The 18,524-nt window shown below is 67.2% G+C and carries 19 protein-coding genes; 13 read left to right on the plus strand and 6 right to left on the minus strand.

What is annotated here, in order from left to right:
* The first annotated feature begins 26 nt into the window (after positions 1 to 26).
* Positions 27 to 1,517: a PucR family transcriptional regulator gene (locus HGB39_RS32505; RefSeq protein WP_005264422.1), complete on the plus strand. Its 1,491-nt coding sequence runs from the start codon at positions 27 to 29 to the stop codon at positions 1,515 to 1,517.
* Between the two features lie 108 nt (positions 1,518 to 1,625).
* Here the strand turns inward: HGB39_RS32505 and HGB39_RS32510 are convergent, their stop codons facing one another.
* The 3 genes from HGB39_RS32510 to HGB39_RS32520 form a co-directional block, all read right to left on the minus strand.
* Positions 1,626 to 3,596, minus strand: coding sequence for an oxidoreductase (locus HGB39_RS32510; RefSeq protein ID WP_005264421.1), 1,971 nt, complete (start codon positions 3,594 to 3,596; stop codon positions 1,626 to 1,628).
* Positions 3,597 to 3,647: 51 nt separating this feature from the next.
* Complete coding sequence (locus HGB39_RS32515; RefSeq protein ID WP_005567974.1) at positions 3,648 to 4,076, minus strand: RidA family protein; 429 nt, start codon at positions 4,074 to 4,076, stop codon at positions 3,648 to 3,650.
* A gap of 177 nt (positions 4,077 to 4,253) precedes the next feature.
* Positions 4,254 to 4,559 (minus strand): WhiB family transcriptional regulator, encoded by a 306-nt coding sequence (locus HGB39_RS32520; protein WP_005264419.1) that lies wholly within the window; start codon positions 4,557 to 4,559, stop codon positions 4,254 to 4,256.
* Between the two features lie 220 nt (positions 4,560 to 4,779).
* Here HGB39_RS32520 and HGB39_RS32525 point away from each other — a divergent pair, with 220 nt between their 5' ends.
* Complete coding sequence (locus tag HGB39_RS32525; protein WP_005567971.1) at positions 4,780 to 6,246, plus strand: CYTH and CHAD domain-containing protein; 1,467 nt, start codon at positions 4,780 to 4,782, stop codon at positions 6,244 to 6,246.
* Positions 6,247 to 6,255: 9 nt separating this feature from the next.
* Here the strand turns inward: HGB39_RS32525 and HGB39_RS32530 are convergent, their stop codons facing one another.
* Together HGB39_RS32530 and HGB39_RS32535 are read right to left on the minus strand one after the other, a co-directional pair.
* The gene (locus HGB39_RS32530) at positions 6,256 to 6,723 is read right to left on the minus strand and encodes a SixA phosphatase family protein (RefSeq protein WP_005567969.1); all 468 of its coding nucleotides are present in this window, start codon (positions 6,721 to 6,723) and stop codon (positions 6,256 to 6,258) included.
* 122 nt (positions 6,724 to 6,845) lie between these two features.
* Positions 6,846 to 8,123: an APC family permease gene (locus HGB39_RS32535; protein WP_005567967.1), complete on the minus strand. Its 1,278-nt coding sequence runs from the start codon at positions 8,121 to 8,123 to the stop codon at positions 6,846 to 6,848.
* Between the two features lie 323 nt (positions 8,124 to 8,446).
* Between HGB39_RS32535 and HGB39_RS32540 the strand changes: the two genes are divergently transcribed.
* From HGB39_RS32540 to HGB39_RS39195, 9 genes are all read left to right on the plus strand, one after another.
* Positions 8,447 to 8,773 carry a hypothetical protein gene (locus HGB39_RS32540; RefSeq protein ID WP_005567965.1) on the plus strand — a complete coding sequence of 109 codons (327 nt, stop codon included), beginning with the start codon at positions 8,447 to 8,449 and terminating at the stop codon, positions 8,771 to 8,773.
* A 75-nt stretch (positions 8,774 to 8,848) separates the two neighbouring features.
* Positions 8,849 to 9,241, plus strand: a complete 393-nt coding sequence (locus tag HGB39_RS32545) for an ArsR/SmtB family transcription factor (protein WP_005567964.1) — start codon at positions 8,849 to 8,851, stop codon at positions 9,239 to 9,241.
* Positions 9,238 to 10,353 carry an ACR3 family arsenite efflux transporter gene (arsB, locus tag HGB39_RS32550; RefSeq protein WP_005567961.1) on the plus strand — a complete coding sequence of 372 codons (1,116 nt, stop codon included), beginning with the start codon at positions 9,238 to 9,240 and terminating at the stop codon, positions 10,351 to 10,353. The genes HGB39_RS32545 and arsB overlap by 4 nt, the downstream gene beginning before the upstream one ends.
* On the plus strand, positions 10,353 to 10,490 hold the full coding sequence (locus tag HGB39_RS32555) for a hypothetical protein (RefSeq protein ID WP_164709631.1): 138 nt from the start codon (positions 10,353 to 10,355) through the stop codon (positions 10,488 to 10,490). The genes arsB and HGB39_RS32555 overlap by 1 nt, the downstream gene beginning before the upstream one ends.
* A 56-nt stretch (positions 10,491 to 10,546) precedes the next feature.
* Positions 10,547 to 10,957 (plus strand): arsenate reductase ArsC, encoded by a 411-nt coding sequence (locus HGB39_RS32560; protein ID WP_005264411.1) that lies wholly within the window; start codon positions 10,547 to 10,549, stop codon positions 10,955 to 10,957.
* A 17-nt stretch (positions 10,958 to 10,974) separates the two neighbouring features.
* The gene (locus tag HGB39_RS32565) at positions 10,975 to 11,394 is read left to right on the plus strand and encodes an arsenate-mycothiol transferase ArsC (protein ID WP_043790366.1); all 420 of its coding nucleotides are present in this window, start codon (positions 10,975 to 10,977) and stop codon (positions 11,392 to 11,394) included.
* 20 nt (positions 11,395 to 11,414) lie between these two features.
* On the plus strand, positions 11,415 to 11,834 hold the full coding sequence (arsD, locus tag HGB39_RS32570; protein WP_005567958.1) for an arsenite efflux transporter metallochaperone ArsD: 420 nt from the start codon (positions 11,415 to 11,417) through the stop codon (positions 11,832 to 11,834).
* Between the two features lie 15 nt (positions 11,835 to 11,849).
* Positions 11,850 to 13,619, plus strand: coding sequence for an arsenical pump-driving ATPase (arsA, locus tag HGB39_RS32575; RefSeq protein ID WP_005567956.1), 1,770 nt, complete (start codon positions 11,850 to 11,852; stop codon positions 13,617 to 13,619).
* 500 nt (positions 13,620 to 14,119) lie between these two features.
* On the plus strand, positions 14,120 to 14,395 hold the full coding sequence (locus HGB39_RS39195) for a hypothetical protein (RefSeq protein ID WP_240483050.1): 276 nt from the start codon (positions 14,120 to 14,122) through the stop codon (positions 14,393 to 14,395).
* A 277-nt stretch (positions 14,396 to 14,672) separates the two neighbouring features.
* Here the strand turns inward: HGB39_RS39195 and HGB39_RS32585 are convergent, their stop codons facing one another.
* A complete protein-coding gene (locus HGB39_RS32585) occupies positions 14,673 to 16,385 on the minus strand; it encodes a GAF domain-containing sensor histidine kinase (RefSeq protein WP_005567954.1) in 1,713 nt (570 codons plus the stop codon).
* Positions 16,386 to 16,648: 263 nt separating this feature from the next.
* Here HGB39_RS32585 and HGB39_RS32590 point away from each other — a divergent pair, with 263 nt between their 5' ends.
* Positions 16,649 to 17,074, plus strand: a complete 426-nt coding sequence (locus HGB39_RS32590; RefSeq protein WP_005264406.1) for a pyridoxamine 5'-phosphate oxidase family protein — start codon at positions 16,649 to 16,651, stop codon at positions 17,072 to 17,074.
* A gap of 164 nt (positions 17,075 to 17,238) precedes the next feature.
* Positions 17,239 to 18,126, plus strand: coding sequence for a hypothetical protein (locus tag HGB39_RS32595; RefSeq protein WP_005567953.1), 888 nt, complete (start codon positions 17,239 to 17,241; stop codon positions 18,124 to 18,126).
* Positions 18,127 to 18,524 lie beyond the last annotated feature (398 nt).

The following is an 18,524-nucleotide window of genomic DNA, read 5'->3' on the forward strand; positions in this document are numbered from 1 at the left end:
CCCGCCCGCGAGACGAGAGGAAGACAATGTCGAGACTCACCGTCGGTGACCTCATCGCGATGGATCAGCTCGGGTGCGCTGCCGTTGCCGGCATGGGGGGACTCGACCGACGGATTGTGTGGGCGCACACCTCGGAACTCGACCCCTGGGACTGGCTGGGAGCGGACGAGCTGCTGATGACTGCCGGTTTGTGTGTGCCGTCGGACGAACGGGCACAGTGCACGTTCGTCGAACGCCTCCACGAAAAAGGATTGGCGGGCGTCATCATCGGAGACGATGTGACAGCGCCACCGCTGACGGCCGCAATGCTGGCCAATGCCGACAGACTGAACTTCCCCATCCTTCGGTGCAGCCACACCACCCCGTTCGCGGCCATCGGACGGACCGTGGCCCTGGCGAGTCAGAGCGTTCAAGTCAGCAGGGTCGCACGACTGAGCCGACTCTACGAACACGCACGCTCAACCTCACTGGCGGAGACGAGTCTCCTGGTCAGGCTTTCTCGGGAACTTCAATACACCTTGCACGTCGTCGACGTCGAGCACGGTACCGACGTTCTTCCCACGGACAATCCACTGTCCGACGCAACCATCCGGTCATTGACGTCGCGCGTCGCCGGGACCCTCGACCGCCTCCCCGCCCACCTCACGCTCGGAGAAGGTGCGGACTATGTGATGACCGCCCATGCGCTCCCCACTCACCGCAAATGCATGCTGGTCATGGAGGGAAGCCCGGCGACGGATGTCGATGCCTTTGCATTGCTGCACGTGCGGAGCCTGATCGGCGTCGAAGTCGAAAAAGTCACCAGGGAGCGGGAGTACGCCGACGAAGTCGGTGAAGGCCTGCTGCGGCGAATCCTCGCCGGCTCCGACGCACCCGAAGCCGTTACACCACTCCTCGAAGAATTCGACCTGTCCGCGCCGGAGTGGACCGTGTTGAGCTTCGATATCGACTTCCTTCCCGCTGCGCGAACGATAGCGGGAGACCGAGGCGTTCCGAACGTGACCGCCATACTCGACGAGCGCGCCTACATGCTGCTCCCCACCGGAAGGTGTTCCGAGACCATCGACGTGCTCAGCGGAAAGACCCGGGCGATGGGAGTGTCACCCTCGGCTACCGCGATCGGACAGATCTCGGACAGCGCCCGTCAGGCGAGCTGGGCCTTGGACACCGCCCGATCAACCGGTGTACCCGTCGCCCGATACTCCACCGATGCGCCACTGTTCGTGCCGCGCACCCGAACCGACGCCCGGCATGCCACCGACGCAATCCTCGGCGATCTCCTCCTCTACGACCGGGGACACGAGTCACACCTCGTCGAGACCCTCGAAACTTTCCTCACACACAACCGAAGTTGGACCGTGACTGCCGATCGGCTCGGAATCCACCGGCAGTCCCTGGCTTTTCGGCTCCGGAAGATCGAGTCCGTGACAGGACGAAACCTGAAGGCCTCATCGGACATCGCGATGCTGTGGCTGGCGCTTCGCGCACGCGCCCACGCGAGCGCACTCACCGACTGAACGGGGACCACTCTCGCGTTCGGAAGAATCTCCGGCAGGGTGCGGGCCTTCGAGACCCACCCCCCACCGGAGGTTCGTTTCCACATCAGCCGACCTGGGCCGGGACTTCTAGAGGGCAGTTGCGGCCTTGAGCCCGTCGAGGACGGCCTCTTCGACGGTGCGCGGAGCGAGGCAGTCACCGACTCCGGTGAACGGGATATCGGTGGATTCGACCTCGGCGAGCAGGGCGTCGTTCTGCTGGTGACCGAGGGCGAGGACGAGTCCGTCGACGCCGTCGAGGATGATCGGTTCGCCGGTCAGGGTGTTGACCAGGTAGACGGTGTCGTCGTCCGCTCCGAACAGGCGTGCGTGTGGGATCACCCGAACCTTCGCCTCGGTAGCCGCCCGCAGCATCGCGATACGGGTGAACTGCTGCAGGTTTTCACCGGCCGCGTAGCCGTTGACGCACAGGGTCACCTTGCGCCCCTCCCGGGCGAGCATTTCCGCGACCCCGAGCCCGGTCCAGTCGCCCCTCCAGTCCGCCACGACGATCTCACCCTTGGGGGTGTTGCCGCCGCCCGTGCCGATCACATCCCACGCCTCGAATACCGGCATGTCCCCGTCCAGCTCGAGCGGCGGCCGATACGGGGTGGCGCCGGTCGCGATGATGACGTGGTCGGGACGTTCCGCGGTGATCATCGCCGCATCCACCTCGACGCGGGTTTTCACGATGACCCCGTAGCGGTCGAGTTCGGACTGCAGATTGGTTGCTGCGCCACCGAACTCGGACCGACCGGGAAGCCGCTCGGCCAGCAACACCTGCCCGCCGACTCGACCACTGGCCTCGTACAGGGTCACCCGGTGACCGCGCTGGGCGGCGACCACGGCCGCCTTCATCCCGGCGGGCCCGCCGCCGACGACCATGACGTCCTTCGGCTTCGGGGTGATCACCAGCGTGCCGAACTCGCGTTCGCGTCCGGTCTCCGGGCGCTGAATGCACGAGATCGGGTAGCCGGATTGGAAGTGACCGATGCACGCCTGGTTACACCCGATGCAGGCCCGGATGTCGTCCGGCCGCTCGGCCTGCGCCTTGGCCGGCATGTCCGGGTCGCAGATCAGGGCGCGGGTCATCGCGCAGGCGTCCGCCTGCCCCTTGGCGACGACGATCTCGGCTTCCTGCGGCTGGTTGATCCGCCCGGCGACGAGCACCGGAATCGACACCGCCGCCTTGATCTTCGCGGCGGCGGGTGCAGTGTAGGCGGCCTCCTCGCTCATCGGCGGAACAATATGCAACGACCCGGACCGGCTGGCGGACGTGCCCTCGGTGACGTTCAGGAAGTCCAGCAGCCCGTCCGCGTCGAGCCTGCGGCACACCTCCACGATGTCGGTGGGCTCGTCCTCCACGGAGGAGTGCTCGATGCCGGACACGCGGACGCCGACCGCGAACCCCGGTCCGACCGCCTCTCGGACGGCCGAAACGATCTCGCGCAGGAACCGCATCCGATTGTCGAGGTCGCCACCGTACTGGTCGGTGCGCAGGTTCAGTTCCGGGTTGAGGAACTGGGCGGGCAGGTAGCCGTGGCTGGCGACGATCTCGACGCCGTCGAGTCCGGCCTGTTGGAGGCGGCGCGCTCCGGCCGCGTATCCGGCCACGACCTCGGCGATCATCGCCTGGGACATCGGCCGGGGCATGACCCGGAATCGCTCGTTCGGGACCGCCGACGGGGCATACGCGACCGGAAGCGCGCCGTCCTGGGATTCCATGATCTCCCGGCCCGGGTGGAACACCTGGCCGAACACGGCGCACCCGTGCTCGTGGACGGCCCCGGCGACGCGCCGGTATCCCTCGATGCAGCTGTCGTCGGTGGCCATGAGCACGTGGTAGGTGTACCGCGCGGTCTCGTGGATACCGGCGACCTGCATGATGATCAGCCCGGCACCGCCGGCTGCCCGGGCGCGGTGGTATTCGACGAGTTGGTCGGTGACCGCGCCGTCGTGCACCATCACGGTGTCGTGACCGGAGGAGAAGATCCGGTTCTTCAGGGTGACGTCACCGACCTGCAGCGGGGAGAACAGGGTCGGAAAAAGCGTGTCAGACATGGAATCCCAGTTCTGTACTGGTGGTGGAAAGGGTCGGAGTTCTGCCGGGAGCTAGCTGGCGTCGGTGTCGGCGAGTACCCGTTGGGCACCGGCCACGGCGACAGCGTCCGCCTCGAAAAGCATGCCCTCGACGAGGAACGAGTTCTGTACCGCGGTCACCGCCGGGTATGGGCTGGAGAAGAATTCGGCGCGGACCTTCTTGAATGCGTCGAAGTCGTCGCGGTTGCCCAGGTAGGCGGTCAGCTTGACCACCGACGACATCGAGGCGCCGTGCTGGTGCAGGATCTTTTCGATGTTGCGGAACACCTGGCGGGCCTGGGCCTCGAAGCCGCCGTCGACGAGGTTGCCGGCGTCGTCGTAGCCGGCCTGACCGGACGTGAACACCAGGTCTCCGGCCTTGGTGCCCTGGCTGTACTGGGCGGACTGTGCCCAGGTGAAGGGGGCGGGGCGGGTTTCGACGATGTTCTCGGTGGTCGTCATGGTGATCCTCTCGATAGACGTCCCGGGAGTACGAGACCGCTGCGGCATCGCACTCGCCAGTTGATGAGAGGAACGCTATGGCATGGCCCACCAGGGTGTAACCGTACTGAGGACTAAACTCGAACTACTTGACTATCCATCGGTACGTCTTTCCTCGTGACGAGGATCGATCATTCTTCACCCGACAGGTGGAGGGCTCGTGAAGCGCTCGGACCAGCGGACCCCGGGATACGCCACGAGTAGTGCCCGGCGCTGACGTTCCGGCATCCCACCCCAGATGCCGAATTCGATTCGCTTGTCGAGTGCGTACGCGCCGCATTCCATCAGCACCGGACAGTGCCGGCACAGTGCGGCGGCCTTGCGTTGCGCGGCGCCGGTGACGAAAAGCCGATCCGGGTCTCCTTCTCGACACCGAGCCCTCGTTATCCAGTCGAGTCCCAGTGCGGGGTGCGCGAGGTCGTGATGCCTGTTCGGTGTGCACATGCGGAGTCATCCCCCTCTGGAAGACCGAGCACAGTCAGGGCACTGGGAACGCGGGCGACCCGATGAGCCGCGTGAAAGAACTAGTTGCGGAGAGATTTTCGCAACGCTCGGCTCCGGCGACGAGGTGCGATCGACACTTGCACCGCTGACAGATCAACTGCACTCCGCGCCGATCGCGCGCCGGAGGTCGGGACGGCCGTTGTGGGTGCAGACTGGATCCATGGTGTCGACGCAGCGCGAGCGGGAAGACAAGTACGAGGTTGGGCTCGATTTCGTCCTGCCGGATCTCGAGGACGTAATACCTGCCGGGGGCCGGATCGAGCAGGGCACGGTAAATCTGAACAGCGTCTACTTCGACACGGATGACCGCGATCTGCTCCGTCAGAAGATCACGTTCCGCCGCCGGAGCGGGGATGCCGATGTGGGATGGCAATTGAAGGTCCCCGCCGACAAAGCCCGCACCGAGATTCGGATGCCTCCGGGCGAGAGTGACGCGGTTCCCGACGAGTTGGCGACCATGATTGCGGGTGTCGCACTGGGCAAACCCGTGCACCCGGTGGCGACGCTGAAAACCGTGCGACGCACGCAGCGACTCCTCGACCGGGACGACCGTCTGCTGGCGGAAGTGGCCGACGACAGCGTGCGCGGTGCCGTCGCCGGCGATCGCGCAGTCCTGAGCGAGTGGCGGGAGGTGGAGGTCGAACTCGGCGATGCCGGGGACGAGAAACTGCTCGGGAAGATCGGTAAACGCCTCACCCGCCGGGGAGCGCAGCCGTCGCGGTATCCGTCGAAGCTCAGCCGGGTGCTCAGCGCCGCGCACCTCGCGGTCGACGGCGGCGACACGCCCCGGACGACAGTGGAAGCGGTGCTCGTCGACTACCTGGATGCCCAGGTCCAGGCGATCGTGGCCGGCGACGTGTGGTTGCGTCGTGGACTGGACCCGGTCCATCCCACCCGCGTGGGAATCCGGCGTTTCCGCAGCACGCTGCGGGTATTCGGGCGCCTGTTCGATCAGACCGCGCGGGCAGAACTCGACGCGGAACTGTCGTGGTACGCCGGACTGCTGGGGGAAGTGCGGGATCGGCAGGTGCAACGCGCACGCTTCGCGGACGCCCTCGCGGCCCTGCCTTCCGAACTGGTGATGGGCCCGGTCGCCGCGCGCATCGAGAACGATCTGCTCGCCGAGCAACTCCGTCGTACGAAGGAAGTAATGGAAGCCCTCGACGGTGACCGCTACCGTGCGCTGTTGGCCACGCTGGCGCGGTGGCGCACCACGCCACCGCTGACTGCCGAGGCCGGCGACGATCCCCGCGTGATCGCCAAGTTGGTGCGGAAAGCCGAACGCAAGGCGCTCACGCGCGTCGCCACCGCGACTACCGGCGACGACGATGCCGCCCTGCACCGCGCGCGGAAGGCCGCCAAACGGGCCCGCTACGCCGCCGAACTGGCCGCACCGATTCTGGGGAGAAAGTCGGCAAAGAAGAAGGCGGCACGGTTCAAGAGGATGCAGACGGTCCTCGGCGAGCACCAGGACAGCGTCGTCGCGGCGGAGACGCTCCGGACGCTCGGTGCCCGCGCCGGCACGACACCGGGCGAGAACGGTTTCACATTCGGCCTGTTGTACGGCCTGGAACTGCAGAATGCGCGGCAGGCCCGGGAGGACGCCGCCCGGCTCGCGTCGGCCTAGAAGTCGAGGTCAGCCGGTCGGAATCGGCGCGAGGTACCGCAGCGCCGGAGGCGGACCTGCACCGCAGTCGACGAACCACACGCCCCCTTTCGCGGTCGCGCCCGAGGGAGGGAGGCCCGGTATTCCGCGCGACTGCGCGAACTCGGCCAGCGCGTTGAGGATCTCCCCGTGGGTGCAGAAAACCGCCCGGTCGGCGTCGGGTCTGTGTAGCGCGGCGAACAGTTCGTCGGGGGGTGCGTCCGGTGCCAGCAGCGGTTCGTCGTGGATGGGCAGACCGCGCGCCTGCGCGAGCGGCAGCAGGGTCTGGCGACAACGGGTAGTGGGACTGGAGAGCAGTGTCTCGATCTCGATGCCGCTCAGCGCCGCGACGAGACCGTGGGCCTGCTTATGCCCGAGCGGGCTCAGCGGACGCTCGACGTCAGGGCCGTGCCACTGTTTCTTCTCGCCCGCATGGGAATGCCGGACCAGGACGAACATTCTCACCTTCTCCCGGCGCTGGGATAGTCGTTGAAGACTCCCACGCGAGACGACTGCCCGAGGCGAATTGCCGTCGGAAGATCGTCGAAATGCTGTGCGGGGTCGCAGTACATTCTCGACAGTCAGGCCCGGCGGGACGAACGGATCCCGTAGATCGCGGACCCGACTCCGAGGACGATCACGCCCGAGATCACCGAGGCCAGGGGGAGGAACGCGGCGAGAACGACACATCCGACGGCGCCGACGACGGCCACCAGCCGCGACCACGGTTTCGCAGACAGGGTCCAGGCCGATGCGTTGGCGATCAGGTAGTAGACCAGCACCGCGAACGAGGAGAACCCGATGACGCCGCGCAGATCCGCGGTCGCGGCGAGGAGGGCCACCACCACACCGACGGCCAACTCGGCCCGATAGGGCACCGCGAACCGGGGGTGGACGGCGTCGAGCAGACGTGGCAGATGGCCGTCCCGTGCCATCGCGAACGTGGTCCGCGACACCCCGAGGATCAGGGCGAGCAGTGAGCCGAGCGCGGCGACCACCGCAGCCACCCGGACCACCGGCTCGAGGCCGCCGAACCCCACAGCGGCAACGGCCTGCGCGAGTGGATCCGTCGCGGCAGCGAGTGCGTCGGCGCCGAGAGCCTGCAGGACGGCGACCGCGACGCACAGGTACACGACGAGTGTGATCGCCAGAGCGATGGGGATCGCCCGGGAGATGGTCCGGGCCGGGTCCTTCACCTCCTCGCCGAGCGTGGCGATCCGGGCGTACCCGGCGAACGCGAAGAACAGCAGGCCGGCGGCCTGCAGGACTCCGGCCACGCCGTGACCCGAGGTGATCGCGAGGCCGTCGAAGCCGGTGTCGGAACCGGTCAGGCACACGACGACGACCACGGCGAGGACGGCGAGCACCACGAACACGATGACCCGGGTGACCAGCGCGGACTTCTGCACACCCAGGTAGTTCACCGCGGTGATGGCGGCGACGGCGACGACCGCGACGAGATGCTCGCGGCCGGGCCAAGCGTAGGCGCCGACGGTCAGGGCCATCGCGGCACACGAGGCGGTCTTCCCGACCACGAAACCCCAGCCCGCCAGATATCCGAAGAACGGTCCCAGGCGTTCGCGGCCGTAGACGTAGGTTCCACCGGATTGCGGGTACAGCGCCGCGAGCCGGGCCGAGGAGTGGGCATTGCAGTACGCGATCACCGCGGCCACGGCCAACCCGACGAGCAGCGCGCCTCCGGCTGCGGACGCGGCGGGCCCCAGCGCGGCGAAGATCCCCGCCCCGATCATCGACCCGAGGCCGATCATCACCGAGTCGAACACCCCCAACCGGCGGCGCAACTGTGGCGTCGCGGTCGGGTGCGCGTCGTTGCCTTCCGAAATCTCGTCACCGGTCATGCGTGGCAGTTTCCCCTCGGACGTACGGATGTCGGGCACTCCAACGCTAGCGGTCGTCCGGAACTCCCACGTGAACCCCTCGGGGTCACGTGGTTTCGGTGCGGCGGCACGCACGCGGTCACAACCAGGGCTTCGTCGGCGACGGCGAGCGGCCGCGGACGTCGCGCTGGAAACACCGATAAGCCGCTCGAAGGGGTGATTTCCGCCAACGGCTCGGACCATAATTGTTTCATCTGGAAAACGGATACACCGAAATCATGTGTAACCCGAGAATCATCGACCGGTGAGAAGCCGGGCGACAATCGAATCAAAGGTGACATCAGATGAACACGTTCGCATTGCGCACGGCGATTACATCGGCTGCGATCGCCGCCTTTTTTGCGCTCGGTTCGGGCGTCGCGACGGCGGCACCGGCATTTCATGGAGACCCGAACACCCCCGGCACACAGCTTCACGTCCACAACGACCACCCCATGGACAACAACAGCTACCAGTGTGGGGCGATCGGCGTCGGCGGCGCGGGAGTCGGATCGAATCCCCCCGGAGGCAGCGGGCAACTCAACGGCGTCTTCTTCGGCAGCGGCCCCGTCCAGGGTGGTTGCATCGGGAATGACGGGTCGGTGCACTTCCCGTCCGGACGTGCCGAGTAGTACACGCTCGGCCTGATCCGCGCCCCGGCCGTCCTACGCGTTGCACCCTGATTCGACATCTGTCAATATCGACGTATGTCGAATCAGGAATCGTCGGACGGTGGCGCGTGCTGCTCGCCGCTGGTACGTGAACCCTTGACCGAGGACTGGGCCGGGGATCTGGCCCGGATGTTCAAGGCGCTCGGCGATCCGGTGCGCCTGCGCCTGCTGAGCCTGATCGCCAGCCACGCCGGTGGTGAGGCCTGCGTGTGCGACATCTCCGAGTCGTTCGACCTGTCGCAGCCGACGATCTCGCATCATCTGAAGGTTCTCCGCGCCGCCGGACTGCTGGACTGCGAGCGTCGCGGCACCTGGGTGTACTACTGGGTGATCCCGTCGGCACTGCAGCAACTGTCTGCTGTGCTGCTGACCGAGAGCGGACCGGTCGTCCCGTCCGAGACCTGCACCTCCACGGAGGTTCCGGCATGAGCAAGGCCTCGACCACCGAACACCCCGCCATCGTCGGCAAACTTTCCACCCTGGACCGGTTCCTGCCGGTGTGGATCGGCGTCGCCATGGTCGCCGGACTGCTCCTCGGCCGGATGATTCCCGGCCTGGGTGATGCCCTGTCCGCGGTGGAGATCGACGGCATCTCGCTGCCGATCGCCCTCGGCCTGCTGATCATGATGTACCCGGTGCTCGCCAAGGTCCGCTACGACCGACTCGACACCGTCACCGGCGACCGCAAGCTGCTCATCGGATCACTGGTGCTGAACTGGGTGCTCGGACCCGCCCTGATGTTCGCCCTGGCCTGGCTGCTGCTGCCGGATCTGCCCGAGTACCGCACCGGTCTGATCATCGTCGGCCTGGCCCGCTGCATCGCCATGGTCATCATCTGGAACGACCTCGCCTGCGGTGACCGCGAGGCCGCCGCCGTGTTGGTCGCGATCAACTCGGTGTTCCAGGTGATCATGTTCGCCGTGCTCGGCTGGTTCTACCTGTCCGTGCTGCCCGGCTGGCTCGGCCTCGAGCAGACCACCATCGACACCTCGCCGTGGCAGATCGCGAAGTCGGTGCTCATCTTCCTGGGCATCCCCCTGCTCGCCGGCTACCTCACCCGCCGCTTCGGCGAAAAAGCCAAGGGTCGTACCTGGTACGAAACCAAGTTCATCCCGAAGATCGGGCCCTGGGCGCTGTACGGCCTGCTGTTCACGATCGTGATCCTCTTCGCTCTCCAAGGTGAGCAGATCACCTCCCAGCCGTGGGACGTCGTCCGGATCGCGATCCCGCTTCTCGCCTATTTCGCGATCATGTGGGGCGGCGGCTACGCCCTCGGCGCGGCCATGGGCCTCGGGTATGAACGCACCACCACCCTGGCGTTCACCGCCGCGGGCAACAACTTCGAACTCGCCATCGCCGTAGCCATCGCCACCTACGGCGCCACTTCCGGGCAGGCCCTGGCCGGTGTCGTCGGACCGCTGATCGAGGTCCCCGTTCTCGTCGGGCTCGTCTATGTGTCCCTGGCGCTGCGCAACCGGTTCTCGCATTCCGCTGGTTTCACCGACGCCTCCGCCTCCGCATCCGTGACGAAGGAGTCCTGATGTCCGATCCGCTCGATGAGGAACTGCGCTTCCAAATCCAGCGGGCGCAACCGGAACACCCCGTCGCGGATCACCCGCACTACCTCGGCACCCGGGTTCGCCAGCTGCTGCGCGAGCTCACCACCGTCCCCGCCTGACCGAACCGGTCGGGCCCCACCGACTTCCGTTCCCGTTCCACCGAAAGGACTTCTTCATGTCCACCACCCCGAGCGTGTTGTTCGTCTGCGTCCACAACGCCGGCCGCTCCCAGATGGCCGCCGGATTCCTCTCCCACCTCGCCGGTGACCGGGTCGAGGTCCGCTCCGCCGGGTCCGCCCCGGCCGCAACCATCAACTCCGCCGCCGTCGAGGCCATGGCCGAGATCGGGATCGACATCTCCGCCCAGTCCCCGAAGATCCTCACCCCGGACGCCGTGCAGACCTCCGACGTGGTGATCACCATGGGCTGCGGCGACGCCTGCCCCGTCTTCCCCGGGGTCAGCTACCGCGACTGGGCGCTCGAGGACCCGGCCGGCAAGGGCGTCGACGCGGTCCGTCCGATCCGCGACGAAATCCGGAGCCGGGTCGAGGCGCTGATCGCCGAACTCGTCCCCGCCACCGCCTGAGAGACGGAAACGAGACGATGAGCAGGCCCTCCGTGTTGTTCGTGTGCGTGAAGAACGGCGGCAAGTCGCAGATGGCCGCCGGACTGATGCGCAAGGTCGCCGGTGACGCGGTCGAGGTGTATTCGGCCGGCACCAAACCCGGCAACAGCGTGAACGCCCTCTCGGCGGAGTCGCTGCTCGAGGTCGGAGTGGACATCACCGGGGAGACCCCGAAGCTGATCGACCCGCAGCTGGTCCGCGATGTCGATGTGGTCGTCATCCTCGGCCGCGAGGCCTACGTCGACCCGGTGGACGGCACCCGGTTCGAGAACTGGGACACCATTGAGCCGTCCGAGCGCGGCATCGACGGGATCGAGCGGATGCGGCTGGTCCGCGACGACATCGCCGCCCGCGTGAATCAGCTCGCCGCCCAACTCCGCACCACCCACCAGTCCTGAGATCGGCCGAGGAGAACACCATGAGCACCATCGAAATTTTCGAACCCGCCCTGTGCTGCAACACCGGCGTCTGCGGCGACGACGTCGACCAGGGTCTGGTCACCTTCTCCGCCGACATGGACTGGGTCCGCTCCCAGGGCGGGGACATCGCCCGGTTCAACCTGGCCAGCGAACCGCTCGCCTTCGCCGAGCGCGAACCCGTCAAGGCGTTCCTGCAGGTCTCCGGATCCGAAGGACTGCCCCTGGTGCTCGTCGACGGTGTCACCGCGCAGACTGGCCGCTACCCCGACCGCACCCAGCTCGCCAAGTGGGCCGGCATCGGCACCGACACCCCGGACGCAGGCGCACCGGCCGGCATCACCATGCTCGGGCTCACCGACACTACCGACGCCGGATCCTGCTGCTCCCCCACCGACACCGGCAGCACCAGCTGCTGCTGAAAGGCATTGCCCGCAATGAAGTTTCTCGACACCCCGCCCCGCTTCCTGTTCTTCACCGGTAAGGGCGGGGTCGGGAAGACCTCGATCGCCTGCGCCGCAGCCATCACACTTGCCCGCGCGGGCAAGCGGGTGCTGCTGGTGAGCACCGACCCCGCCTCCAACGTCGGGCAGGTCTTCGGACTGACCATCGGCAACACCGTCACCGAAGTCCTCACCGTGCCCGGGCTCTCGGCGCTCGAGATCGACCCCGAGCAGGCCGCCGACGCCTACCGCGAACGCATCGTCGGACCGGTGCGGGGTTTGTTGCCGGAGAAGGAGCTGGCGTCGATCACCGAGCAGCTGTCCGGGTCGTGCACCACCGAGATCGCCTCGTTCAACGAGTTCACCGCCCTGCTCACCGACCACGACACCCTTGCAGACTTCGACCACGTGCTCTTCGACACCGCCCCCACCGGGCACACCATCAGGCTGCTGCAGCTGCCCGGGTCGTGGACCGACTTCCTCAGCGCCGGCAAGGGCGACGCCTCCTGCCTGGGCCCGATGTCCGGGCTCGAGAAGCAGCGCACCATCTACGCCGACGCCGTCGCCGCCCTCGCCGATCCTCAGCGCACCCGCCTGGTCTTGGTCACCCGCGCCCAGAGCGCCCCGCTCGCCGAGATCGCCCGCACCTACACCGAACTCGCCGACATCGGGCTCACCCACCAGCACGTCGTCGTCAACGGTGTCCTCCCCACCCCCGAGGACTGCGACCAACTCGCCGCCGCGATCCGCGACCGCGAACAGGCCGCCCTCGATGATCTTCCCCGCGAACTGCGCACCTTGCCGCTCGACGAGATCGAGCTCAAGGCCACCAACATGGTCGGCATCAGCGCACTCGAGAACCTGTTCACCCCGCACCCTGCCCCGACACCCCAGGCCCTCGCCGAGGATGCGGCACCGTTGCCGGATGCGCCGCTGTCCGCCCTGATCGACGAACTCGCCGACGCCGATCACGGGCTGATCATGTGCATGGGCAAGGGCGGGGTCGGCAAGACCACCCTCGCCGCCGCGATCGCCGTCGCCCTCGCCCAGCGTGGCCACCAGGTGCACCTGACCACCACCGACCCGGCCGCGCATCTGACCGACACCCTCGCCGGGAACCTCGACGGCCTGCAGGTGTCGCGGATCGACCCCGCCGTCGCCACCGCGCAGTACCGGGACCGGGTTCTGGCCACCAAGGGTGCAGCACTGGACGAACAAGGTCGGGCCACCCTCGCCGAGGACCTGGCCTCGCCGTGCACCGAGGAAGTCGCTGTCTTCCAAGCGTTCTCCCGGGTCATCCACGAATCCCGGCGGAAGTTCGTCGTCGTCGACACCGCCCCCACCGGGCACACCCTGTTGCTCCTCGATGCCACCGGCTCGTATCACCGGGAGATCGCCCGGCAGATGGGTGACAACACAAACTTCACCACCCCGCTGATGCGGCTGCAGAACCCGGAAGAGACGAAGGTCCTGCTCGTCACGCTCGCCGAAACCACCCCGCGCCTCGAAGCCGAAGGGTTGCAGGCCGACCTGCAACGCGCCGGGATCGAGCCGTGGGCCTGGGTGGTCAACAACTCCCTCGCTGCAGCAAACCCGACATCGGAACTGCTCCAGCAAAGGTCGTTCACCGAGCGGGACGAGATCGACACCATCACTCGGACACACAGCCGGTATGCGATCGTTCCGATGTTGCCGGCCGAACCAATCGGAACAGAATCTCTTTCCGCGCTCGCTGGAGCCGAGAACACGGTCACCACCAGCTAGAGCGGCCCCCGGTTTCCCGGTTCCATTGTCGAGCACAATGGGTCAATGATTCCCGGAGACGGGCCGCTCGGCGGCTCATATCCCAGCGGCTCGAAGGATTCGATCACGCCGGGATTGCCGTCGGTGGTGCCAGTCATTTCTCGAGGGCGGACTCGTCACTCCTTTCCGCCGAGGATTGGAATGCCACGACGGCCACACCGGTCTTTCGCATGCTCCTTCGCCTACCCGCCGCGTCGTGATCGCCGATTTGGCGGCCGACCACGGTGGCGCCCGCCTGGGTTCTGGACGTGCAAACTTGCCGAGCGGGGAGACTCGTCCGCGGCTGACGGCCCCGGCCTCTGCATTCTCCGCCACCGGTTCACGATCGGCTGCTTGAACAGGTTCGTCGACACCCTCGGCGACCGGAACGCCCTCCGACCGTGAACTGTGCGTCGGAGAACTCTGCGAGCAAACCGGCATCTGCCAGCCCAACGCACACCATCCCGCGCGAGGGAGGCATCGTGACGATGCGCCGCGTCAAGAGCAACGTCTTCAGCTCGCTGCGCAGCCAAAAGGTCGTGCAGGCAGTGGATCTGCTCCGAGAGTTCCTGGCCGAGGATCTGGCCGACCACGCAGCATTGAGACGGCGCCACCCAAGCCTGACCACGCAGGATGTCCCACAAGCGGCCGAGTCGCACACGCACACGTTCAGTGCGCGCACTGAACGTGCCTCGCACCCAGCCAGCGGGACGAAGTGGTCGCCGAGTTCGACCTGCGCGCGCAGAGTAACCGGCTGACCCGTTCGCCTCCCAGGCCCCACCGAACACCGACACCGCACGTCGCGACGCGCCGCGTCGGGCATTTCGACAAACACTCCACATACCCCATGGGGTACCGGAACGCTACGCGGGCGCGCGGTCATCGTGCCGTGAACACTTCCGAGTGCGGCACCCGATAGCCCGCAGTGATCGCGGGACGAGCTCGGGCCCGAAACTGCTCGGCCCAGGGCCGCGGCCCGGTGCGACATTGCACATCATTGAGCCTACGCGCGCCTGAACGCGGAACGGGCGAAACTCACTCTGCCCCTGGCACTTCCGGCAGGGGTGCGGTCCAGGTCAGGCGGGTTCCGCCGGGGGTGGGGGTGGTGAGGGTGCAGGTGCCGCCTGCCTGTTCGGCGCGGGCAGTGAGGTTGCGCAGGCCGCTGCGCGTGACGGCCGGGGCGATGCCGATGCCGTCGTCGGTGACGCAGATGGTGAGGTCGTCGTCGACGGAGACAGTGACATCCACCTGGTGGGCGTGGGCGTGGTGTACGACGTTGCTCAGTGCTTCCCGCAGCACTGCTTCGGCATGGTCGGCCAGTGGTCCGGTGACCACACTCAACGGCCCGGACATGCGCATCGTGGTGCGCAACCCGCTCTCACCGGTTTGTTCGGTGACGATCGCGGTCAACGCCGGGCGCAGCGCGAACCCGTCGTCCTCCCCGCCGTGCAGGTCGAAGATGGCGGTACGGACATCGGTGATGATGTCCTGAACATCGTCGATCATCTCCGACAACCGGCGCCGGGCCTCGGGGACGCGGCTGCGGGCCTGGGCGCTTTGCAGGTGCAGTCCGTGCGCGAACAACCGTTGGATGACGTGGTCGTGCAGATCCCGGGCGATCCGGTCCCGCTCGGCGATCAGCGACACGGCCGCCAGCTGGCGTTGATCGTCGGCCAGTTTCAACGCGAGGGCGGCCTGGTCGGCGAACGCCGCGGCCAACGGCAGTTGGCGGTCGTCGAACGGTTCCCGGCCGCGATTGCGGACGAGGGCGAGAACCCCGGTCACCGAGTCCGCGGATACCCGCAACGGCAGCAGCAAAGCCGGACCATGCGGGCCGGCATCGCTGATCTCCGGCACCTGGATCAGGTTCCCGGTGCGGTAGACCCGCCCGGTAGCCGTGTCGTCGACACCGATCCGCAACCCGGGCACGCTCGGATTGTCCCCTGCGTACGCGGTCACGGTAAGGGCGGTAACTTCGGCGGAAACTTGGTCGAGGTCGTCCGGTCGGGCGATCAGGACGTGGTCGGCGCCGGCCAGGTGGCGGGCCCGGCGAGCGATCAGGTCGAGCACCTCGCTGGGGTCGATGGCGGCGAGCAGTTCGCCGCGGATCTCGCTGGTGGCCTGCTGCCACTGCTGGCGCTGACGGGCTTGTTCGAACAGGCGGGCGTTGTCGATGGCGATCCCGGCCGCCGCCGCGAGGGCTTGGATGAGGTCTTCGTCGTCCTCGGTGAAGGACTGGCCTGCGGCTTTGTCGGTGAGGTAGAGGTTGCCGTAGACCTGCCCGCGGATGCGGACCGGCACACCGAGGAAGGTGCGCATCGGCGGGTGATGTGCGGGAAACCCCGCAGACGCGGGGTGCCCGGTGATGTCGTCCAGGCGTAGCGGTGCGGGGCGGTCGATGAGCAGGCCGAGCAGCCCATGCCCGGTCGGCAACTCCCCGATCAGGTGGCGAGTCTCGTCGTCGACGCCCGCGTAGACGAATTCCTGCAATCGGTCTCCGCTGTGGTTGAGCACGCCGAGGGCTCCGTATCGACAGTCGACCAGCCTGATGGCCGCGTCGACGATCCGCCGCAGGGTCGCAGCGAGGTCGAGGCCGGACGAGACGGTGAGCATCGCCTCGAGCAGTCCGTCCAAGTGTTCCCGGGAGGTGGTCATCTGCTCGATGCGGTCCTGCCGCTCGGTCAGCATCTGACGAAGCCGCAACTGCGAGAGAGTGTCGAGCAGGAGCGATTCGTCGTCTCCTGGCATCGTCTACCAGCTTTCTGCGCCGCTTACTGACTCGCCCGCCGTACAGGCGCGGGCGACGTAGCCGACGGCGGCGCGTACACCCCGAGGATATCCCCTTGTCGTCGAGGTCAAACCCCGCGACGGGTGGGCGATGCTCGTGGTTGGGGTCTCTGCCGCGGCAGGCGAACGACTTAGGACTCTAACCACGAGGGGAACAAACGCTCATGCTGACGGAGTAGACGCACGCACCCGACCGACGCGCCTGGAAAGAAGACCACAGCGTGATGCGCACCTCCGACCGTAACGGCACCCTGACCCCGACCGAATGCCTCCACGCGTTGCGGTCGGTGCCCACGGGTCTTCTGCTCTACACCGAGGACGCCCTGCCCGCGGTCCGGCTGGTGACCTTCGCCGCCCCCCGCACCGAGATCATCATCGCGACCGACAACGAGTCCTGGTTCGCCCGCTTCGACCGGACGTTCGTCGCGTTCGAGGCCGGCCACATCGAACCGGGGTCCCGCGACGGGTGGAGCGTAGTCGTTCTCGGCCATGCCCGTACCGCCACGGGCTCGGAGTATCTGTCCGGGTTCGACCACTCCGGTCCCTCCCCGTGGACGATCCGGTCCTCGGACTGCTACCTCGTCCTCGACATCGAGCACGTCACCGGGCGACGAATGACCCTGCCCCGGCTGGCAGGCGACCAGCGATAGGGCTCCCACTGCCGGTGACCGTGATGGGACATTGCGTTCGGTGGCGGCGACGCGATCACCACAGCCCTCAACGGCACGCTCCAGAGAAACATGACCAGATCGGCTACCGGCGCACTGGACAAGCCCGCAACTTCGTTGCTGCACACCATGCAAAGGACGAGACGATGAAGATACTCGACGGGCCCGCGAGCGCGACGGGTTCGGCACGAGGGATCGCCGAACGCATCACGGCGGGGCTCGACTCGGTCGATCATGACCGGCGCCGTCCGCGCGGAGGCTCCCCGGGGGGAGCGGCGATGACGGCATTTGGGTGGGGTCGACAGCGAACCGACCACACACCGTTCGAAGGTGGTGCCCGTGGGTTGTCGGGAAAGCGCTGGATTGCGTTGTGCGCGAGTGCCGAGGCCGTCGGCATGACCGCTGCCGCCGTCGCAGCGAAGCTGTCCCAGCACGTTGTCGGCGGTCAGCCGAGGGGCTGGGATGCGGCACTGGCGCTACTTCTGGTGGTGGCAGGTGGGCTGGTCGAAGGGGCGGCGCTCGGTGCATTGCAGGCGAGTGGTTTGCGGCGTCTGATTCCACGGCTGAATCGGCGCCGATGGCTCGTGGTCACGGCGGCGGTGGCGGGGTTGGGCTGGGCAGCCGCCTCGGCCCCTGGCATGTTCTCCGGCGACAGTGGTAGTGATGCGGAGCCAGCACTTCTCGTCGTCGTGGCCGCCGCGCTCGGTCTGGGTGCAGTGATGGGTGCGGTCCTCGGTGCCGCTCAGGCGATGACGGTGCGCCGTCTCGTTCCTCGTCCGACGCGCTGGGTGCTAGCCAACACCATTGCCTGGCCGCCCACGATGGCCGTGATCTTCATCGGTGCGACGACTCCGGAAAGTGGCTGGCCCACAGTGGCGGTCGCCGCGCTCTCCGCGATCACCGGGATCGCGGCCGGTACAGTGCTCGGCATCGTCACCGGATGGTTCCTGCCCACCCTCGATAGTTCAGTGGGCGAGAACGTCGAACTCACCGGTCACCGGACAGGGTCAGGGAATGGCAGCGAGTTGCCGTAATCCTGCCGGCGGGGTGCAACTGTCAAAGGCCGTCGACGTGTGGGCGGACCTCACCTGTTGGGGCTGGCGCATCGCAGTCGGTAACCGCAGCACCTCGCGGAACTCTGGGGAACAGGGGTGTCAGTTCGATGCTGAGAACCACCACTGAATCGGCGACAGGAGTCTTGGCCACCTGACACAGGGACCGCGGTTTCCTCGCCGGACAGAAACTCGACGTCGACGGCGGATACACGGTGTGATCACCGGCCATGTGTAATGGACGCGTATGACGGACGCCCAAGACACCCGCCCGACGCCCCGCAGGCGTCGAGTCGAATGGGTGATCGGCGGCCTGCTCGTCGTCGTGCTCGCGGTGGAAATCGTCCTCATCTGGCCGGACCTCTCCGAGAGCGTCCAGA

Source organism: Rhodococcus opacus (assembly GCF_012396235.1).
Lineage (GTDB): Bacteria > Actinomycetota > Actinomycetes > Mycobacteriales > Mycobacteriaceae > Rhodococcus_F > Rhodococcus_F opacus.